The organism is Lapillicoccus sp., assembly GCF_036559105.1.
Taxonomy (GTDB): domain Bacteria; phylum Actinomycetota; class Actinomycetes; order Actinomycetales; family Dermatophilaceae; genus Lapillicoccus.
Genome location: NZ_DATBTV010000076.1, coordinates 1 through 17,561 on the forward strand (window position 1 = coordinate 1; position 17,561 = coordinate 17,561).

At 71.2% G+C, this 17,561-nt stretch carries 17 protein-coding genes; 1 reads left to right on the plus strand and 16 read right to left on the minus strand.

Translation table 11 applies throughout. The annotated features are described in order from the left end of the window. The 11 genes from VIG79_RS09600 to VIG79_RS09650 form a co-directional block, all read right to left on the minus strand. Positions 1–960, minus strand: a 960-nt coding sequence (locus tag VIG79_RS09600) for a DUF222 domain-containing protein (RefSeq protein WP_331884980.1), incomplete at its 3' end; no start/stop codon positions are given. An 80-nt stretch (positions 961–1,040) separates the two neighbouring features. Continuing rightward, complete coding sequence (locus tag VIG79_RS09605) at positions 1,041–1,433, minus strand: nitroreductase family deazaflavin-dependent oxidoreductase (RefSeq protein ID WP_331884982.1); 393 nt, start codon at positions 1,431–1,433, stop codon at positions 1,041–1,043. 87 nt (positions 1,434–1,520) lie between these two features. Beyond that, on the minus strand, positions 1,521–2,579 hold the full coding sequence (locus tag VIG79_RS09610; RefSeq protein WP_331884984.1) for an alpha/beta fold hydrolase: 1,059 nt from the start codon (positions 2,577–2,579) through the stop codon (positions 1,521–1,523). A 68-nt stretch (positions 2,580–2,647) separates the two neighbouring features. Then, positions 2,648–2,851 carry a hypothetical protein gene (locus VIG79_RS09615; RefSeq protein WP_331884986.1) on the minus strand — a complete coding sequence of 68 codons (204 nt, stop codon included), beginning with the start codon at positions 2,849–2,851 and terminating at the stop codon, positions 2,648–2,650. Between the two features lie 32 nt (positions 2,852–2,883). Continuing rightward, positions 2,884–5,016 (minus strand): S9 family peptidase, encoded by a 2,133-nt coding sequence (locus VIG79_RS09620; RefSeq protein WP_331884988.1) that lies wholly within the window; start codon positions 5,014–5,016, stop codon positions 2,884–2,886. A 57-nt stretch (positions 5,017–5,073) separates the two neighbouring features. Continuing rightward, positions 5,074–6,198: a winged helix DNA-binding domain-containing protein gene (locus VIG79_RS09625; protein WP_331884990.1), complete on the minus strand. Its 1,125-nt coding sequence runs from the start codon at positions 6,196–6,198 to the stop codon at positions 5,074–5,076. Between the two features lie 19 nt (positions 6,199–6,217). Then, complete coding sequence (gene dnaE / locus VIG79_RS09630) at positions 6,218–9,778, minus strand: DNA polymerase III subunit alpha (protein ID WP_331884992.1); 3,561 nt, start codon at positions 9,776–9,778, stop codon at positions 6,218–6,220. A gap of 156 nt (positions 9,779–9,934) precedes the next feature. After that, on the minus strand, positions 9,935–10,492 hold the full coding sequence (locus tag VIG79_RS09635; protein ID WP_331884994.1) for a 2'-5' RNA ligase family protein: 558 nt from the start codon (positions 10,490–10,492) through the stop codon (positions 9,935–9,937). Between the two features lie 39 nt (positions 10,493–10,531). Further along, positions 10,532–11,467 (minus strand): RluA family pseudouridine synthase, encoded by a 936-nt coding sequence (locus VIG79_RS09640; RefSeq protein WP_331884996.1) that lies wholly within the window; start codon positions 11,465–11,467, stop codon positions 10,532–10,534. After that, positions 11,457–12,119, minus strand: a complete 663-nt coding sequence (gene lspA, locus VIG79_RS09645) for a signal peptidase II (protein ID WP_331884998.1) — start codon at positions 12,117–12,119, stop codon at positions 11,457–11,459. The genes VIG79_RS09640 and lspA overlap by 11 nt, the downstream gene beginning before the upstream one ends. Further along, entirely contained in the window at positions 12,083–12,463 is a 381-nt protein-coding gene (locus VIG79_RS09650; RefSeq protein WP_331885000.1) for a TraR/DksA family transcriptional regulator, read from the minus strand. The genes lspA and VIG79_RS09650 overlap by 37 nt, the downstream gene beginning before the upstream one ends. Positions 12,464–12,488: 25 nt before the next feature. Here VIG79_RS09650 and VIG79_RS09655 point away from each other — a divergent pair, with 25 nt between their 5' ends. Next, the gene (locus VIG79_RS09655; RefSeq protein WP_331885001.1) at positions 12,489–13,376 is read left to right on the plus strand and encodes a hypothetical protein; all 888 of its coding nucleotides are present in this window, start codon (positions 12,489–12,491) and stop codon (positions 13,374–13,376) included. A 222-nt stretch (positions 13,377–13,598) separates the two neighbouring features. On the opposite strand, the gene VIG79_RS09660 is transcribed toward VIG79_RS09655, so the two are convergent. From VIG79_RS09660 to pgeF, 5 genes are all read right to left on the minus strand, one after another. Further along, positions 13,599–14,891: a DivIVA domain-containing protein gene (locus VIG79_RS09660; protein ID WP_331885002.1), complete on the minus strand. Its 1,293-nt coding sequence runs from the start codon at positions 14,889–14,891 to the stop codon at positions 13,599–13,601. A gap of 142 nt (positions 14,892–15,033) precedes the next feature. Beyond that, the gene (locus VIG79_RS09665; protein WP_331885003.1) at positions 15,034–15,315 is read right to left on the minus strand and encodes a YggT family protein; all 282 of its coding nucleotides are present in this window, start codon (positions 15,313–15,315) and stop codon (positions 15,034–15,036) included. Between the two features lie 76 nt (positions 15,316–15,391). After that, complete coding sequence (locus VIG79_RS09670; protein ID WP_331885004.1) at positions 15,392–15,910, minus strand: cell division protein SepF; 519 nt, start codon at positions 15,908–15,910, stop codon at positions 15,392–15,394. A gap of 57 nt (positions 15,911–15,967) precedes the next feature. Next, positions 15,968–16,675, minus strand: coding sequence for a YggS family pyridoxal phosphate-dependent enzyme (locus tag VIG79_RS09675; protein WP_331885005.1), 708 nt, complete (start codon positions 16,673–16,675; stop codon positions 15,968–15,970). Further along, the gene (gene pgeF / locus VIG79_RS09680) at positions 16,672–17,424 is read right to left on the minus strand and encodes a peptidoglycan editing factor PgeF (RefSeq protein ID WP_331885006.1); all 753 of its coding nucleotides are present in this window, start codon (positions 17,422–17,424) and stop codon (positions 16,672–16,674) included. The genes VIG79_RS09675 and pgeF overlap by 4 nt, the downstream gene beginning before the upstream one ends. Positions 17,425–17,561: the final 137 nt, after the last annotated feature.

Below are 17,561 nucleotides of genomic sequence, written 5' to 3' on the forward strand. Positions count from 1 at the left end.
GGCCGGCGTGCCGTCGCCGGACAGCAGCGCCCGGTCCGTGATCACCAGCTGCACCTCGACCGGCACGGCATCGGCGACCGTCTGACCGGTGACGTGCTCGACCAGCGTGTCGGCCATCACCTGACCCTTGGCCCGGGTGTCACCAGCGACCCGCGCCGAGTCCGCGGCTCGCGTCAGCGCCGCCCGCACCCCGACCCCCTGCGTCGCGGGCAACAGCGCGGTGAGCCAGCACATCGTGTCGGGCGCTGGGCGCAGCGTCACCCGGCGCTCCCGCTCGGCGTAGGCCGAACGGTCCACCACCGCTTGGGCGTCCAGCCGGTAGGTGATCGCCCGAACCCGGCTCGTCAGCTCCCTCTCACTGAGGCGTCCCAGCGCCTCGCCCACGCTGTGCGACAGTTCGGCGTCCACTCGGGATCGCTCCTCCATCGACAGGGCCGCGCACTCGCCGAGGACCAGCGTCGCCCGCCGCTCGGACAGCACCCCACGCTCCAGAAGCGCCAGCAGGTAGGGCATCTCGTGCGTCAACGCATACGCCAGTCGTACGAGGCGGCTCCCGGTGTGCGGCGACTCCCGCCGCTCCAGCGCGACCTGTGCAGCCACTCCGACATCCGTTCCGCCCCTGCGGCCGCGAGCGCTACCGGCAGCGGCTGGGGGCGCCGTGTCGTCCGCCTCCGCACAGGAGGCCGCTCGGGCCATCGCTCGCGCCCGTCGCCACGACTCGACGTCGCCCGCGTCGGCCACGGCCCGAGCGTGCTCGCGCCACTGCTCGGCGATCTCCTGCTGCGAGTCGGCCGGGTCGACGGTGACCCGTGCCTGGGCCGCTGCGCAGGCCGACTTGACCCGTTCCAGCAGGTCCAGCTGGTCGACCCGCTCGGCATCGTCGACGGCCCTCTCCAGCCCGGACAGGGCGGAGAGCAGACCCTCAAGGTCGGCGCTCGACGCCCGTCCCGATTCGAACATACGTCCACTCTACCTGACGCGCGCGCTCGGAACAAGCGTCAATCACGTTCAGTACCAACGAATTCCGGCGATCGAGCAGTTCACCGCCGGAGCAGCAGGAAGTCCTCGAACCCGAGCCGCGGGATCATGAACCGCTCGAAGCGGTTGGCCAGTGGGAGCGCCACGTCCTGGCCGACCAGCCGAGGTTCCGTGACGTGGTGCACGGCACCCTTCCACCGCACGTCACAGCCGCCGGCAGCGATGACGTTCCGCGCCCAGTTCGTCCCTCGCCCGAACGGCAGGCAGATGACGAACCGGCTCGGCGTAGCGATGAGGGCGATCGGCACCTCGTACGCCTGGCCGGACTTACGTCCCACGTGCTCGACGACGGCGTACAGCGGGAACCAGCGGTGGCCGGACATCGAGAGAGCGAACCGGTTGAAGCCGGCGGCCCAACCCGGCGGACGACGGGCGGCGGTGGAGGCGGTGGTCATGGCCCCAGCATCCTCGGCCTGAGGTGCCCCCGAATCCCGGCCACCCGGGAGACCGACTGACGGGTTTCCTCGGACGACGACGCCGCTTCAGGCCAGTCCCGCCCGGACGGCGTAGGCGGTGGCCTCCGCCCGGCCCCGCGCCCCGATCTTGCGGTAGAGGTTCGCGACGTGCCGCTCGACGGTGTGCTCGGTGATGTCAAGGTCCCGGGCGATGCCCGCGTTGGTCCCACCACCGGCGAGCAGGCGGAGCACCTCCCGTTCTCTCGGCGTCAGCCCGTTGCGGTCCGCCGTGACCGCGGCCACTGACCTCTCGGTCACGGTCCCGTCGGCGACGAACCGCGACACCAGCTCGACGTCGGCGGCAACGTCCTCCAGGAAAAGGGCGGGTCGGTCGCCTGGCGGCTGCACGAGCCGGCCGTTCGGGAGCGCGGCGGCCAGGCCGGCCGAGACCTCCGGAGGCATCTGGCGGTCGGACTGCCGATGGACCACGAGGGTCGGCGTCCGCACCGACGGCAGCAGCTCGTGGACGTCGGTCTGGGCCGCCTCGCGAAACATCGCCGTCACGACGGTCGGGCTGGCGGCGGTCCGGAACGACTCCGCGAGCAGTCGCCCCGCCTCCCCCGCCTGCCAGCCGAGCCACGCGTGCGCCGCCGACTCGGCGAAGAGGTCCCAGTCCTGCTCGACGAGGGAGAGCAAGGCCTGGGTCTGGCTGGGGCTCATGACGTCACGAGTACGGGCCGAGCCGCCGAACAGGACCATCCGGGTGACTCGGTCGGGGTGGGCGGCCGCGTGGGCCAGAGCCGCCGGCACCGAGTGGTAGTACCCGAGCACGGCGTAGTGGTCCAGGCCGGCCGCGGCCACGACGGCGTCGAGGTCGCGCAGCTGCGCGTCGACGCCGAGGTCGTCGGGGTCGACCTGACGGCTGGAGCTGCCGGTGCCCCGTCCGTCGTAGAGCACGAGCTGCAACGAGCCCGCGAGCGCCTCGTACGCCCGCCGCAGGAACGGGATCCGCCACTGCGCGACGAGATTGCCGAGGGACGGCATCCACACCAGCGGCGGACCGCTCCCGGTCGACTGCCAGGCGACCGAGACTCCGTCGGAGGTCGTCGCATACCGGATCATCGGCACGGACCCGGGATCGGGCATACCGGCATCCTCTCCCACCCCGTGGACGGCCTTCCGCCCCAAGGTCCCGTGACCTCAACCGCGGCAGCTCAGCGGCCGTCCCCAGGTCCCGGTTCGCCTCCGTCAGCGTTCTCGCTGCGACGGCGGCCGTAGCTCATCGCCTCGAACGCCGCCCCGAGGGCGACGCCGATGATCAGCCAGAGCCCGAAGTTGTGAGTGCGGAACCCGAGAACCAGCCCGAGGACGATGCCGATGACGAGGGCCGCGCCCGGACGGGTCCAGAGCTTGTTCATGAGTACTCCACTATCGACGACGCCCCTCGACGCTACTCGGCCGGGTCCGGGCCGTCGCGTTGCGCGATGAGGTCGAGCAGGACGGCGAGCTCCCAGGCCGTCTCCCGCCAGGCGTCGTAGCGACCCGACTGGCCCTGGTGGCCGGCGGTCATCCACGTCCGCAACAGGATCGGGTCGCGGTCGGGGTCGTTGACCGCGCGGTCGCGCAGCCGGGCCACCCACTTGGCGGGTTCGGTGACGTAGACGCGGGTGTCGTGCCGGTTCGTGGTCACGAGCATCGCCGGGTATGCCTGCTCGCCGATGTTGTCGTAGGGCGAGTAGGCCTTGAGGTAGGCGTAGGCGTCCGGGTCGCGGATGGGATCGCCCCACTCCTCCCACTCACCCGCGGTCAGCGGCAGGCTGGGATCGAGCATCGTGGTCAGCACGTCGACGAACGGGACCTGTCCATGCAGTGCGCGGAACAGCGTCGGCGCCTGGTTCGCGACCGCGCCGATCAGCAGTCCGCCGGCCGAACCGCCTTTGCCAGCAAGCCGATCCGGGTGCGCGTACCCCTTCTCGACGAGGAGGGATCCGGCCGCGACGAAGTCGTCGAAGGTGTGCTGCTTGTGCAGGAGGCGGCCGTCCTCGTACCAAGGTCTCCCCAGCTCGTCGCCGCCACGGATGTGGGCGACGGCGAAGACGACGCCGCGGTCGAGCCACGACAGCCGCGCGATCGAGAACCACGGGTCGGTACTGAGTCCGTACGCGCCGTAGGCATACAGCACCGCCGGTGCGGTCCCGTCGAGCGGCGTGGAGGCCTTGCGCACCACGGAGACCGGTACCCGTGCACCGTCCGGAGCGGTCGCCCACTCCCGCGCCTGCACGTAGTCGGTGGGGTCGTAGCCGCCTCGAACCTCGGTCTGCTTCAGCAGTCGAAGCTCCCGTGTGGCGAGGTCGTACTCCTCGACGGAGGGCGGCGTGACCATCGAGGTGTAGAAGACCTGCAGCGTCTGCGCCTCGGGCTCCGGGTTGTCGCCGACGCCCACGGTCCGGATCGGCTCGTCGAACGCGATATCCCAAGGCGTGCCAAAACCGTTGGGCGACAATGGTTCTCGCGGGACGATCCGGATCGCCGTCTGACCTTCGGAGCGCAGCGAGACCGCGAGGAACGAGGCGAACGCGTCGACCCCCGTGACCAGCTCGTCCTCCGTGGTGAGTCCCAAGGGCGTCCAGGGGCCGACGCCGCCGCCGCGGACCTCGGCCCGCGACACCTCGAAGTTGACCCGGTCACGGTTGTGCAGGACGAACAGCTCGTCACCGAGCGGCTCGATGTCGTACTCGAGCTTGGGCTTCCGCACGGCGACGAGGAGAGGGGTGCCGGTCGGGTCGGCCGCGTCGAGCAGGCGGTACTCGCTCGACGTCGAGGACCCGACACCGATGACCACCCAGCGGTCGTCGCGGGACGAGCCGACGCCGACCCGGAAGATCTCGTCGGTCTCCTCGTGGACCAGGACGTCGGCGTCGGCGTCGCCTCCAACCTCGTGCCGCCACACCTGGAACGGGCGCCACGCCTCGTCGTACCGGGTGTAGAAGAGGTGGCGACCGTCGAGCGACCAGGCCACACCGGCACCGATGCCGCGGACGGCGTCGTCGATCTCGTCACCGCTTGCCAGGTCCCGGACGTGCAGGTCGTACCGCTCGTCGCCAGTGACGTCGACGGCGAAGGCGAGCCGGGTCCCGTCCGGTGAGACGTCGCTGGCCCCGAGCGAGAAGAACTCGTGACCCTCGGCCTCGACGTTCTCGTCGAGGACCACCTGCTCGCCCTCAGGCGGCCCGTCGGTCCCGAGCACCGGTCGCTCGGGAAAGGTGGCGAGGTCGACCCGCCCGGCGATGCCGTACTGGAGCCCCTCGACGGTGCGGCCGTAGTACCACCAGCCACCGTGACGCACGGGCACGCTGAGGTCGGTCTCCTTGGTGCGGGCGCGGATCTCCTCGACGATCTGATGGGCCAGAGGCTCCAGGTGCTGGGTCCGGGCTGCGGTGTAGCCGTTCTCAGCCTCCAGGTAGGCCGCGAGCCGTGGGTCGTCGCGGTCGGCCATCCACGCGTAGTCGTCGACGACGGTGTCCCCGTGGACGGTCCGGGACGACGGGTCCCGCGGCGCCCGGGGGGTTGGCGGCGTGCTCACGAGGACGACAGTAGGCGGTGCCCACCCTCCCCCTGAGGTGGCCACCGCCCTACGAGGTCAGAGGACCGCGGCGACCGGGTCCAGATACACGACCTCCGCCGGGCTGCCGAGGTGCCGGCCGTAGGCGGCCGCTGCCCGCTCGAGCTCCCGTCGCCTGGTGGCGCTCAGCGACCCGAACGGGGTCACCGTCACGACTGTTCGCTGGGCGCCGGTCCTGCGGTTCCACGTGCCGACGACGAGGCCTCCGACGACCACGGTGCCGAGGAACATGCCGTTCTTGCCCGGGACCACCCGCAGCTCCTCCTCGGGGGTGAGGATCGCCGACCGGTCCTTGTAGCCGAGGACGTACTCGTCGAAGCCGGGCAGCAGCCGCACCGGGGTGCCCGCCGGCGGCTCCGGCCGGTCGGCCGCGACGAGGTATGCCTGGCCGCCGATGGTCTCGGTGGTCACCGCGTCGCCGGCCAGAGCCACGGCCTCGCGGGCGAAGGTGAGGGTCTGGTGGCACCAGCCGGCCAGGTCGCGCTCGGTCACCGGTCCGTGGCTGGCGACGTAGCGGGTGGTGAGAGCGGCCATGGCCTCCTCGCGACCCGGCGTCCACGACTCCGGCACCCACTCGTCGATGAGCACGAACGTCGGCTGGCGGCCCTCGGCCGGGCCCTGGCAGAGCAGACCCTCCTGGCAGAACCGGCCGATGAGGTGGTACGCCCGTTGCCCGCTCGGGTCGACGCCGTTGGCTTCGAGGAGCGCGACGGCGTTCGGCCGGCTGAGCGCCACGCCCCCGGCCAGGGCACCGACGAGGACCTCGCGGGCGCGGCCGACGACCGCCTCGGTGAGCCCCTCGGCCTCGAAGACCCTCCGGCTCGTCGCGACCACCCGTTCGTTGAGCAGCCGGCACATCCAGCGGACGTCCTGGGTGGCCATGAGGTGGAGGGTGCCGCGCATGGGCCAGCTCCTCGTCACCCGCCGCGCGGCAATGGCCGCCTCGACGTCGGCCCGAGTCGCGCCGGTCCGGACCCCGACGGACCACATCCCGCTGCCGACGTCCTGTGCCTGCATGGCGAGGTGGTGGTGGACGGTGCGCGCGATCGTCTCGACCATCGACCCGGCCGGTTCGGCGAGCGGCGCGATCCGCATCGCGGCGAGGCGTTCGGTCGCGATGCGGCGACGGTCGGTGAGAAGCAAGGTCAGCGGGGCCGGTCGGTCAGCTGAGGCAGGACGGGCCGAGCAGCGCCTTGAGGTCGCCGAACAGGGCGGGGGACGCGGAGACCCGCAGCCGGTCATCGACCTTCATCAGCACGGACCGGCCGGGCTGGGTCAGCTTGAGGTGCACCTCGGTGGCGCCCGGGTGCTCCCCGAGCACCCGCCTGATCTCCTCCGCCAGCGCGTCGGTGGCCCGGACGAGCGGCAGGTTGACTACCACCGGTCCGCGCGGGCCCTCCTTGATGTCCGGGAGGGTGAGCTCCTGCGCGTAGACCGACACGGCGTCGTCACGACTGGACACCCGTCCCCGCACCACGCAGACGACGTCGGTGCGCAGCAGCGGGGCGACCGTCGCGTACGAGCTGGGGAAGAACAGGCACTCGATGGCGCCCTCGAGGTCCTCGACGGTGGCGATGGCCCAGAGGTCGCCCTTCTTGGTCCGCTTGATCTGCAGGCCGGTGATGAGCCCGGCGATGATCACCTGCGTGCCGTCGGGCTTGGGCTCGTCGCCCATGAGCGCGGCGATCGAGGTGTCGGCGTGTTGGGTGAGGACGTGCTCTATGCCGAACAGTGGGTGGTCGGAGACGTAGAGCCCGAGCATCTCGCGCTCGAAGGTGAGCAGCGTCTGCTTGTCCCACTCGTGGGTCGGCAGCTCCGGCAGGCCGTCGAAGGCCGCGCCCTCGTCGATGTCGGACGAGCCGGACATCAGGGCGTCGAACAGGCTGTCCTGCCCGAAGTCGGCCTGACGCTTGACGTCGGCCAGGGCGTCGACGAACTGGTCGTGCTTCTCGACGATTCCCCGGCGCGAGTGGCCGAGGTTGTCGAAGGCGCCGGCCTTGGCCAGGGACTCGATGGTGCGCTTGTTGCAGACCACGGCGGGCGTCTTGCGCAGGAAGTCCTTGAATGACGCATACCGACCCTTCTCCTCGCGGCTGCGGACCACGGCGTCGACGACGTTGGTGCCGACGTTGCGGATCGCGGCCATCCCGAACCGGATGTCGGTGCCGACCGCGGCGAAGTTGGCGACCGACTCGTTGACGTCGGGCGGCAGGACCTTGATCCCCATCCGGCGGCACTCGTTGAGGTAGAGCGCTGACTTGTCCTTGTCGTCGCGCACGCTGGTCAGCAGCGCGGCCATGTACTCGGCCGGGTAGTTGCCCTTGAGATAGGCGGTCCAGTAGGAGATCAGCGCGTAGGCCTTGGCGTGCGCCTTGTTGAAGCCGTAGTCCGCGAAGGGCATCAGCGCGTCCCACAGCGTCTTGATGGCGTCGGCGCTGTAGCCGTTGGTCCGCATGCCGGCCTCGAAGCCGGCGAACTCGGCGTCGAGGACCTCCTTCTTCTTCTTGCCCATCGCCTTGCGCAGCAGGTCGGCCCGGCCGAGCGTGTAGCCGGCGACCTTCTGCGCGATCTGGATCACGTGCTCCTGGTAGACGATGAGGTTGTGCGTCGCCCCGAGGATCTCCTCGAGCGGCTCGGCCAGCTCGGGGTGGATGGGTGTGGCCGGCTGGCGCCCGGTCTTGCGCATCGCGTAGTTGGTGTGGCTGTTGATGCCCATCGGCCCGGGCCGGTAGAGCGCGATGGTCGCCGAGATGTCCTCGAACGTCGTCGGTTGCATCTGGCGCAGCAGGGTGCGGGTGCCACCGCCGTCGAGCTGGAAGACGCCGAGGGTGTCGCCCTTGGCCAGCACCTCGTAGGCCTTGGGGTCGGTCATGTTCTTGGACAGCGCCTCGAGGTCGACGTCCTCACCGCGGTTGGCCCGGACGTTGGCGATGGCGTCGTCGAGGATGGTGAGGTTGCGCAGCCCGAGGAAGTCCATCTTGACCAGCCCGAGCGTCTCGCAGCTGGGGTAGTCGAACTGGGTGATGATCTGGCCATCCTGCTCGCGGCGCATGATCGGGATGAGGTCGATGAGCGGCTCGCTGCTCATGATCACGCCGGCCGCGTGGACGCCCCACTGACGCTTGAGGCCCTCGAGGCCGAGGGCGGTCTCGACGACCTCCTTGGCCTGCGGGTCCTCGTCGTGGACGCCGCGGAACTCGGTCGCCTCGTGGTAGCGCGGGTGGTCCTTGTCGAACACGCCGGACAGCGGCATGTCCTTGCCCATGATCGGCGGCGGCATCGCCTTGGTGAGCTTCTCCCCCATCGCGTAGGGGTGGCCCATGACCCGGGCGGCGTCCTTGACCGCCTGCTTGGCCTTGATGGTGCCGTAGGTGACGATCTGGGCGACCCGCTCCTCGCCGTACTTCTCGCTGACGTAGTGGATGACCTCGCCGCGGCGGCGCTCGTCGAAGTCCACGTCGAAGTCGGGCATCGACGGGCGCTCGGGGTTGAGGAACCGCTCGAAGACCAGGTCGTGCACGACCGGGTCGAGGTCGGTGATGCGCAGGGCGTAGGCGCACATCGAGCCGGCACCGGAGCCACGACCGGGGCCGACCCGGATGCCGTGGTCCTTGGCCCAGTTGATGAAGTCGGCGACGACGAGGAAGTAGCCGCCGTAGCCCTTCTTGAGGATCACGTCGGTCTCGTAGCGCGCCCGCTCCGTCGCGTACGCCGGGACGCCCTCGGGGTAGCGGACCTCGAGGCCGCGCTCGACTTCCTTGACGAACCAGGACTCCTCGCTCTCGCCATCGGGGCAGGGGAACCGCGGCATGTAGCGACCCTCGCCCTCGACGAACGAGACGTCGCAGCGCTCAGCGATGAGCAGCGTGTTGTCGCAGGCCTCGGGCAGCTCGCGGAACAGATGCCGCATCTGCGCGGGAGTCTTGAGGTAGAACTCCTCGGCGTCGAACTTGAACCGGTTGGGGTCCATCAGGGTGGAGCCGGACTGGACGCAGAGCAGCGCCGCGTGGGCCTTGGCGGCCTCGGCCTTGGTGTAGTGCAGGTCGTTGGTGGCGACGAGCGGGATGGCGAGGTCCTTGGCCAGGCGCAGCAGCTCGCGCTGGGTCTGCCGCTCGATGGGGATGCCGTGGTCCATGACCTCGGCGAAGAAGTTCTCCCGGCCGAACAGCTCCTGGAACTCGCCGGCGGCCTTGCGGGCCTCGTCGTACTGGCCGAGCCGCAGACGGGTCTGGATCTCCCCGCCGACGCACCCGGTGGTGGCGATGAGGCCGTCGGAGTACTGCGCGAGGAGCTCGCGGTCGATGCGGGGCTTGAAGTAGTGGCCCTCCATCGACGCCAGCGAGCTCATCCGGAACAGGTTGTGCATGCCGCCGGTGGTGCGGGCGAGCAGCGTCATGTGGGTGTAGGCGCCGCCGCCGCTGACGTCGTCGCGGCCGGCGCTCTCGTCGCCCCAGCGGACCCGGGTCTTGTCGCGGCGGTGGGTTCCGGGGGTGAGGTAGGCCTCGACGCCGATGATCGGCTTGATCCCGTAGCGGCGGGCCTTGGACCAGAACTCGTAGGCCCCGAAGACGTAGCCGTGGTCGGTCGTGGCGATCGCCGGCATGCCCATCTCAGCGGCGCTCTGGAGCAGCTCGTCGATGCGGGCGGCACCGTCGAGCATCGAGTACTCGGTGTGCACGTGCAGGTGCGCAAAGCTCGGTGCGGAGGCGGGGGCGGCGGACATCGTGGACCACTCTAGGCGGGCCAGGGGACGCCCTTCGGCGTGTCGTCGCCGGGGTGTCGCGTCCCCTTGCTCGACTGAACTCAGATGTTCATCGGTTCTGCCTCCGAACCGTCGAAAACCGGGGGAACATCGGAGTTCGGTGGTGCCGGCGGCCCCTCAGGCCAAGGGGAAGCGGGCGATGACGTCCCAGGAGCCGCCGACCTCGGGCCGCCCGACGATGACCTCCACCTCGGTCACCCGCTGCTGGACGGGGAGCGTCGGCTGGACCTGCCGCTCGACCGCCCGGAGCGTCTCGGGCCGGGCGCCCTGACCGACGGTCAGGTGCGGGACGACGTCCTCGTGGGCCCCCGCGTAGGGCGGATGCTCCGGGAACGCCGCCGCGACCGACGTGGTGAGCGCCCGGAACGGCTCGGCCGGGTCCGGCGCCAGCCACAGCACGTTCTCGTCGAACCAGGCGGTCGAGCCGAACGTCGCGGTGAACTCCGGGACCGTCGCCACGGCCCGGGACAGCTTGGCGTGGACGTCGTCATTCAGCTCCGTGGGGTCCATGAAGGGGAACAGCACGGTGACGTGCGCCGGTACTCCCCACGGCGCGGACTCGTCGAGAACGCGCCGGTGATGACCGACGACTGGCTCCGCCTCCGGGATGCTGACGATCACCGCGCTGTGCGTCGGCGGTCCGAGCGGCGAGGGCGACGCGGCGGCGAACGGCATACCCGAAGTCTGGCGTCCTCAGCCCGTCCGCGGACCTCTTTAACCGGTGGAGATCACGTCGAGGGCGTGCTGGAGGTCCGCGGGGAACGGGCTGGAGTAGGTGACCCACTCGTGCCGGGTCGGGTGCTCGAACCCGAGGCCGGACGCGTGCAGCCACTGCCGTTCGAGCCCGAGCCGGGCGGCGAGGGTCGGGTCGGCGCCGTAGATGAGGTCGCCGCAGCACGGATGGTGCAGCGCCGCGAAGTGGACCCGGATCTGGTGGGTACGCCCGGTCTCCAGATGGATCTCCAGCAGCGACGCGTGCCGGAACGCCTCCACCACCTCGTAGTGGGTCACCGCGTTGCGGCCGGAGTCCAGGACGGCAAACTTGTAGTCCGCGCCCGGGTGCCGACCGATCGGGGCGTCGATGGTCCCGACGAGCGGGTCCGGGAGCCCCTGCACCAGCGCGTGGTACGTCTTGTCCACGGTCCGGTGCTTGAACGCCCGCTTGAGCACGGAGTAGGCGCGCTCGCTCTTGCAGACGACCATCAGCCCGGACGTGCCGACGTCGAGCCGGCTGACGACGCCCTGCCGCTCGCTCGCCCCGGAGGTCGAGATCCGGTACCCCGCCGCGGCGAGGCCACCGAGGACCGTCGGACCGGTCCACCCCACGCTCGGGTGCGCGGCGACACCGACCGGCTTGTCCACCACGACGATGTCGTCGTCGTCGTGGACGATGGTCATTCCGGGAACCGGTTCCGCGATGACCGCCAGGGTCGGGCTGTCCTCGGCCCGCGGCAGCGCGACCTCGAGGAGGTCGCCGGCGGAGACGCGGTCCGACTTGACCGCCGGCCGGTGGTTCAGGGAGACGTGGCCCGCGGCGGCGAGGTCCGCTGCCTTGGTCCGCGACACCCCGAAGAGCCGCGCGATCGCTGCGTCGACGCGCTCGCCCTCGAGCCCGTCCGGGACGAGCAGCGTCCGCTCGTCAGGGGCCATCGTCGGCGGCCTCGGGGCGGCCGGCCTCCCGCGAGTCACGCGTCCCGTCCACGCTGCGCCCCGTGAGCGCGAGCAGCCCGATGAGGATGGCCGCACTGACGATGGCGATGTCGGCGATGTTCCCGATGAACCAGTTGTTGTAGTTGAGGAAGTCGACGACGTGACCCCGGCCGAGTCCCGGCTCGCGGACGACCCGGTCGGTGAGGTTCCCCAACGCGCCACCCAGGAGCAGTCCCAGGGCCCATGCCCACCCGATCGACCCGAGGCGACGGCTGACGCGGATCACCACGATAAGGACAACGACGGCGACGATCGTCAGCACCCAGGTGTTCCCGGTACCGATGGAGAAGGCCGCACCGGGGTTGCGGATGAGGTCCAGCCGCAGGAACGACCCGATGAGGTCCCGCGGCGGCTGGTCGGTCAGCGCGCTGACCGCCCACCACTTCGAGAGCTGGTCGAGCAGGTACGTGACGACGGCGATGCCCGCAAGGAGCAGGAACAGCCGTCGGCGCCGCGCCGCCGGGGGGCCGGGGGCCGGAGCGTCGGTATGCGTCGGATCGGTAGGCGTCGGGTCCGCGGGGTCGATCGGGTCGCGCTGTGCAGGCGTGGCAGGGATCAGCGGTGCTCCTGCCTCGTCTTGCAGGCCATGCACAGGGTCGCTCGCGGCGCCGCCTGCAGCCGCAGCTTGCCGATCGGGTTCCCGCACGACTCGCAGACTCCGTAGGTGCCGTTGGCGAGCCGCTCCAACGCGTGCTCGACCTGGTCGAGCTTGTCGCGAGAGTTGGCGACGAGGCTCATCTCGTACTCACGCCCGAAGATGCTCGCCCCGGCGTCCGCCTGGTCGTCGCCGGCGCCCTCGCCCGCATCCCGCATCAGGCCCTGGAGGTCGTGCTCGGCGATCTCGAGGTCGGCCATCGCCCGGGCCCGCTCGGAGTCCAGCTCCTCGCGGATCTCGCGCAGCTCCTTGGCGGTCCACGGCTTCTCGGTCGTCGCCACCCGTAGGGTCGCGGTCGGTGTCGCCGTGGCGCTGGCCGCCGTGGTCGCCTTCGTGGCGCTGGCCGCCGTGGTCGCCTTCGTGGCGCGCGCCGGCGTCGCCGTCGCAGTGCTTGCTGCGGGCGGTGCAGCCTTCGCCGGTGCCGCCTTCGCTGGTGTGGACTTGGCCCGTGTCGCCTTCGCCGGCGCGGACTTCGCCGGTGCCGCCTTCGCCGGGGATGCCTTGGTGGCCGGGGAGGCCTTGGCGGTCGTGGATGTAGCGGTCTTCTGCGCGGTCGTGGCCGGTGCCGCCTTCGCGGACTTCGTGGCGGCCTTCGCGGGTGCCGCCTTCGTCGCCTTGACCGCAGCCTTCGCGGTCTTGGCCGTCGCAGTCTTGGTCGGCGCCGCCTTCGCGGTCTTCGTGGCGGCGTTCGCCGGCACCACCTTGGCCGCAGCCTTCGCGGTCTTGGCCGTCGCGGTCTTGGTCGGCGCCGCCGTCGCGGTCTTCGTGGCGGCCTTAGCGGGTGCCGCCTTCGTCGTCTTGACCGCAGCCTTCGCGGTCTTGGCCGGAGCCGTCTTGGCCGGCGCCGCCTTCGCGGAGGTGGAGGGACGAGCCGTGGTCGCCGCCTTCGCGGTCTTCGCCGGGGTCGCCTTCGCCGTCTTCGCCGGGGTCGCCTTCGCGGTCTTCGCCGGGGTCGCCTTCACGATGTTCGCCGGGGCCGGCTTGGCCGTGGACGTCGCCGGAGCCGCCTTGCCCGTTGTCACGGCCTTGACCGGAGTCGCCTTCTTCGCGACCGACTTGGTGGTGGTGGTCTTGCGGGTCGCCGACGTGGCGGCCGGAGCCGCCGCGGGCCGCGCCGCGGACGTCGTCCGTCCCGCCCTGCTCGTGGCGGGGGTCCTTGTGGCTGCCATGGCGTACCGGCCCCTTCCGGGGTAGCGATCCTCGTAGATGGTCGGGGCGAGGATAAGCCCCGCACACGCCGACTCCAAACCCGGCTCACCGCACGGGACGACCCGTGTCGCACGCATGTCGACTCACATACCGGCCGGTCAGCCGGAACCTACCGACGCGACGACCGCCCGAACGGCGACCAGCACGTGACGACCGGCCTCGAGGTGACGTGGAGGGTGAGGCTCTCGCCGCACCCTCCGGCCGGGGTCAGTGGTGCTCGGCCTGGCTCGCGACCTGCCCGTTGGCCTCGGCGTTCTCCTGGCCTTCGCCGCCCTCGTTCGGCTCGACCCCGGCGTGGTCGAGCTCGTCGAGCTGGCCCTGGAGGTAGGACTTCAGCTGGGTGCGGTAGGTGCGCTCGAAGCCCCGCAGCTGCTCGATCTTCTGCTGCAGAACGCCCTTCTCCTGGTCCAGCTCCGCGAGGATCGCCGCCTTCTTCTGCTGGGCCTCGGCCACCATGCCGGTGGACCGCTCGCGACCCTCGGTGATGAGCTGCTCGTGACGCTCCTGCGCCTCGGCCAGCAGCCGGTCGTGCTCGGTCTGTGCGGTGCCGAGCAGCTCGTCATGACGGCTCTGTGCGGTGCCGAGCAGCTCGTCGTGCTTGGCCTGACCCGTCGACAGCAGCTCGTCGTGCTGCGCCTGACCGGTCGACAGCAGCTCGTCGTAGCGGCTCTGCCCCTCGGCGAACAGCTCGTCGCGCCGAGCCTCACCCTTGCCGACGTGCTCGTCGTGGACCCGCTGGGCAAGCTCGATGAGCGCAGCGGCGCTGGCGCCACCGGCGGCACCCCCGGCCACCGCACGCATGACCCCGGTGTCGCTGCCCCCGGCCCCGGCCGGCGCCTCGGTCCCTGCGGCCCCGGCCGCGACCGGCCCGGCCTTGGCCGTCTCGGCGGCCTCTGCTGCCCGGCGCTCGGCCTCGCCCGCGCGCGCCTCGGCATCCTCGGCGCGGCGGCGGGCCTCCTCGACGGACTGCTCGGCCTGCTGAGCCTGGCCCTGCGCGGCGGCGGCGGACTCCTTGGCCTCCGCCAGCTCCTGCTCCAGCTGCGCGAGCCGCTGCTCGGCGGCGGCCTTGGCCTCGCCTTCCTCACGGGCCCGGCTCTCGGCGGCGTCGAGGCGCTCCTGGACCGAGGCGTCGATCGCGCCCTGGCGGTCCTTGACCTGCGCCTCAGCCGCGGCGACGTCGGCCTGCGCCTTGGACAGCCGCTCGCTGACCTCCTTCTCGCGCGACTCCGCGTCGGCGAGCCGGCTCTTGACGTCCTCGAGGCGCTTCTCGTGCTCCTCGACGACCGCGGGGTCGAGCGACCCGCGGTCCTGCACGCTGGAGCTTGTCCGGGACTGGCACTCCTCGAACTGGTGCTTGTAGTCGTCCCGCTGCGCTGTCAACGCCCGCATCTCGGCCACGACGTCGTCGAGGAAGTCGTCGACGTCACGCTCGTCATAGCCCTTCCGGAACTGGGTCGTCTGGAAGTGCTTGTTGAGGATCTGCTCAGGCGTCAGAGCCATGGGGTACCACCTTGTTTCTCAGGACCGCGGCCGGCTTGTGGGGGTCCGTTCCCGAGCAACGTTATCGAACCGCAACGGCACGACCAACCTGGCGGACTCTCGGCCAGGCTCACGGAGCGTTTCGGCGCACCTCGGACGTCGGTCAGGCGATGCGAATGGTCATCAACAGCGACGTGATGACCATGAGCACGAGGAAGGCGATGTCGATGCGCATCCCGCCCAGGTTGATCGACGGGATCACCCGGCGAAGCAGTCGCAGCGGCGGGTCGGTGACGGTGTAGACCAGCTCAGCCACCACGAGAACCGCGCCCTTGGGCCGCCAGTCCCGCGACAGCACCTGGACCCAGTCGAACACCAACCGTCCGATGAGGGTCAGGAAGAAGAGGAAGACGACGGTCGAGAACACCGTACCGATGGTGCGCATACGTCAAGTCTCGCTGATGGTTCCGGTGAAACCCGACGCCGGGGGTGGCCGGGTGCGGTGAGCGGTATGCCCGTGGCTACGACTGGTTGAAGAATCCGCGGGTCGTGGGGCCGCCTTCGACCTCTTCGGTCGCGACCTCGACGTGCACCGGGGAGAGCAGGAAGACCTTCGAGGTCACGCGCTCGATGGTGCCGTGGAGACCGAAGACCAGGCCCGCCGCGAAGTCGACGAGGCGCTTGGCGTCGGCGTCGCTCATGTCCGAGAGGTTCATGATCACGGGCGTCCCCTCCCGGAACGACTCCCCGATCGTCTTCGCCTCGTTGTAGGTGCGCGGGTGAATGGTCGTGATCCGGTTCAGCGGACCCACCTCCGGTTCGCGGACCAGCCGCGCCACGGGCGCCGGGCGCCGGGGCAGCTGGGTGACCGCCGCGCCGGTCTCGGGACGCTCCGCACCCGGACGCTCGGAGCGCTCCGGCGTGCGGCGACGCTCGTCGTCGTAGTCCGCGACGTCGTCGCGGTGCCCGTCGTCGTCGTAGCGGTCGTCGTCCTCTGCAAGCCCGAGGTACACCATCGTCTTGCGAAGCGCCCCAGCCATCGTGGAACTCCCTTGGTAGTGCAATGAAACAGCGGTCAACCGTCGTCCCCAGCGACGTTAGCGAAGCGTCGGACGCGATCCCAGGATTGCGCTTCCGACACGCAGGTGTGTCGCCCCGTGCCGGATGGCGGCCTCGAGGTCCCCGCTCATGCCCGCCGACACCCAGGTGGCCTGCGGATGGTCCTGCTGTATGCGGGTCGCCACCTCCCACAGCCGGGCGAACGCCGCGTCCGGGTCGGTCCCCAGCGGGGCCACGGCCATGACGCCCCCGAGCTCGAGGCCGCCCGCTCCGGCGATGGCGTCGGCGAGGGCGGGGATGTCGGTGACGTCGGCGCCGCCGCGGTCCGGTGCGTCGTCGAGGCTGACCTGGACGAGGACGCGGGGGGTTCGGCCCTGCTGCTCCGCCGCCCGGCCGAGCGCCGCGACGACCTTCGCACGGTCGGCGGTGTGGACGACGTCGGCGTAGGAGACGACGGACGCGACCTTGTTGGACTGCAGCTGCCCGATGAAGTGACGGGTCACGCCGGCGCCGTCGAGCAGCGGGTCGGTCAGCTTCTCCCGGGCCTCCTGGTCCCGGTTCTCCCCCACGTCCCGGACCCCGAGATCGGCGAGCAGCCGGACGTCGGTGACCGGGAAGAACTTCGTCACCACGATGAGCTCGATGTCGCCGGGGTCGCGTCCGGCCTCGGCGCACGCTGTCGCGATACGGGCGTGGACGCCGTCGAGCCCCGCGGCGAGCTCGCCGCGGCGGGCCCCGTCGCTCACGAGGCGTCCTCCGGGACGAGCCGCACGATCCCCGCGAACCGGCCGGTGGAGCCGTCGCGGCGGTACGAGTAGAGGTGCGGGCTCTCGCGGGTGCAGCCAGGGACCCAGGTGACCCGGATCCCGTGCGCCGAGAGCTGGTCGACCACGCCGGCGGCGACGTCGATCGCCGGGGTGCCGGACCAGGACACGGTCGCACTGGTCGGGCTCACGGCCGCGGCCTCGGCGCGCATACCCTCCGGCACCTCGTAGCAGCGGCCGCACACCGACGGGCCGACGACGGCGAGCGTCTCGGCCGGGTCGGCCCCGGCCTCGACGAGCGCGTCGACCGCACGGTCGACGACCCGCGCGACCATCCCAGGTCGACCCGCGTGCACGGCTCCCACGACGCCGGCGACCGGATCCGCGAGCAGGACGGGTACACAGTCGGCGGACAGAGCAGCGAGGGCGACGTCCCCCCGGGTCGACACGAGCGCATCCACTCGCGGGGCCGCCCCCTCCCACGGCCCGTCCGCCCGGGCGACGTCGGCGCTGTGGCACTGCTCCATGAACAGCAGGCGTTCGCGCGGGAGGTCGAATGCGGAGGCGACGGCGGTGCGGTTGGCCTCGACGGCGGCCGGATCGTCGAGCCGGCCGCCGAGGTTCATCGTGCCGAACGGTGGCTCGCTCCGGCCGCCGTGGCGTGAGGTGATCGCGAAGCGGATCCCGCGACGCCCCGGTGCGGCGGCGACGTCGTGGGTCCAGAAGAACACGGCGGTCATCCTCGCAGGCCCACGCTTCCCGCCCTCCAGACGCCCGCTGCTGTCACGTCTGACCAGTTCGCCACCGGCGAACCGACAACGTCGGCAGTCCGGAATTGGGACAGACAAAACGAAGCGCCGGGCCCGGC

Excerpts from the sequence above, each read along its gene's own strand:
- VIG79_RS09605 (WP_331884982.1), bottom strand. The coding sequence starts at position 1,433 with ATGACCACCGCCTCCACCGCCGCCCGTCGTCCGCCGGGTTGGGCCGCC.
- VIG79_RS09610 (WP_331884984.1), bottom strand. The coding sequence starts at position 2,579 with ATGCCCGATCCCGGGTCCGTGCCGATGATCCGGTATGCGACGACCTCC.
- VIG79_RS09615 (WP_331884986.1), bottom strand. The coding sequence starts at position 2,851 with ATGAACAAGCTCTGGACCCGTCCGGGCGCGGCCCTCGTCATCGGCATC.
- dnaE (WP_331884992.1), bottom strand. The coding sequence starts at position 9,778 with ATGTCCGCCGCCCCCGCCTCCGCACCGAGCTTTGCGCACCTGCACGTG.
- VIG79_RS09635 (WP_331884994.1), bottom strand. The coding sequence starts at position 10,492 with ATGCCGTTCGCCGCCGCGTCGCCCTCGCCGCTCGGACCGCCGACGCAC.
- VIG79_RS09640 (WP_331884996.1), bottom strand. The coding sequence starts at position 11,467 with ATGGCCCCTGACGAGCGGACGCTGCTCGTCCCGGACGGGCTCGAGGGC.
- VIG79_RS09660 (WP_331885002.1), bottom strand. The coding sequence starts at position 14,891 with ATGGCTCTGACGCCTGAGCAGATCCTCAACAAGCACTTCCAGACGACC.
- VIG79_RS09665 (WP_331885003.1), bottom strand. The coding sequence starts at position 15,315 with ATGCGCACCATCGGTACGGTGTTCTCGACCGTCGTCTTCCTCTTCTTC.
- VIG79_RS09670 (WP_331885004.1), bottom strand. The coding sequence starts at position 15,910 with ATGGCTGGGGCGCTTCGCAAGACGATGGTGTACCTCGGGCTTGCAGAG.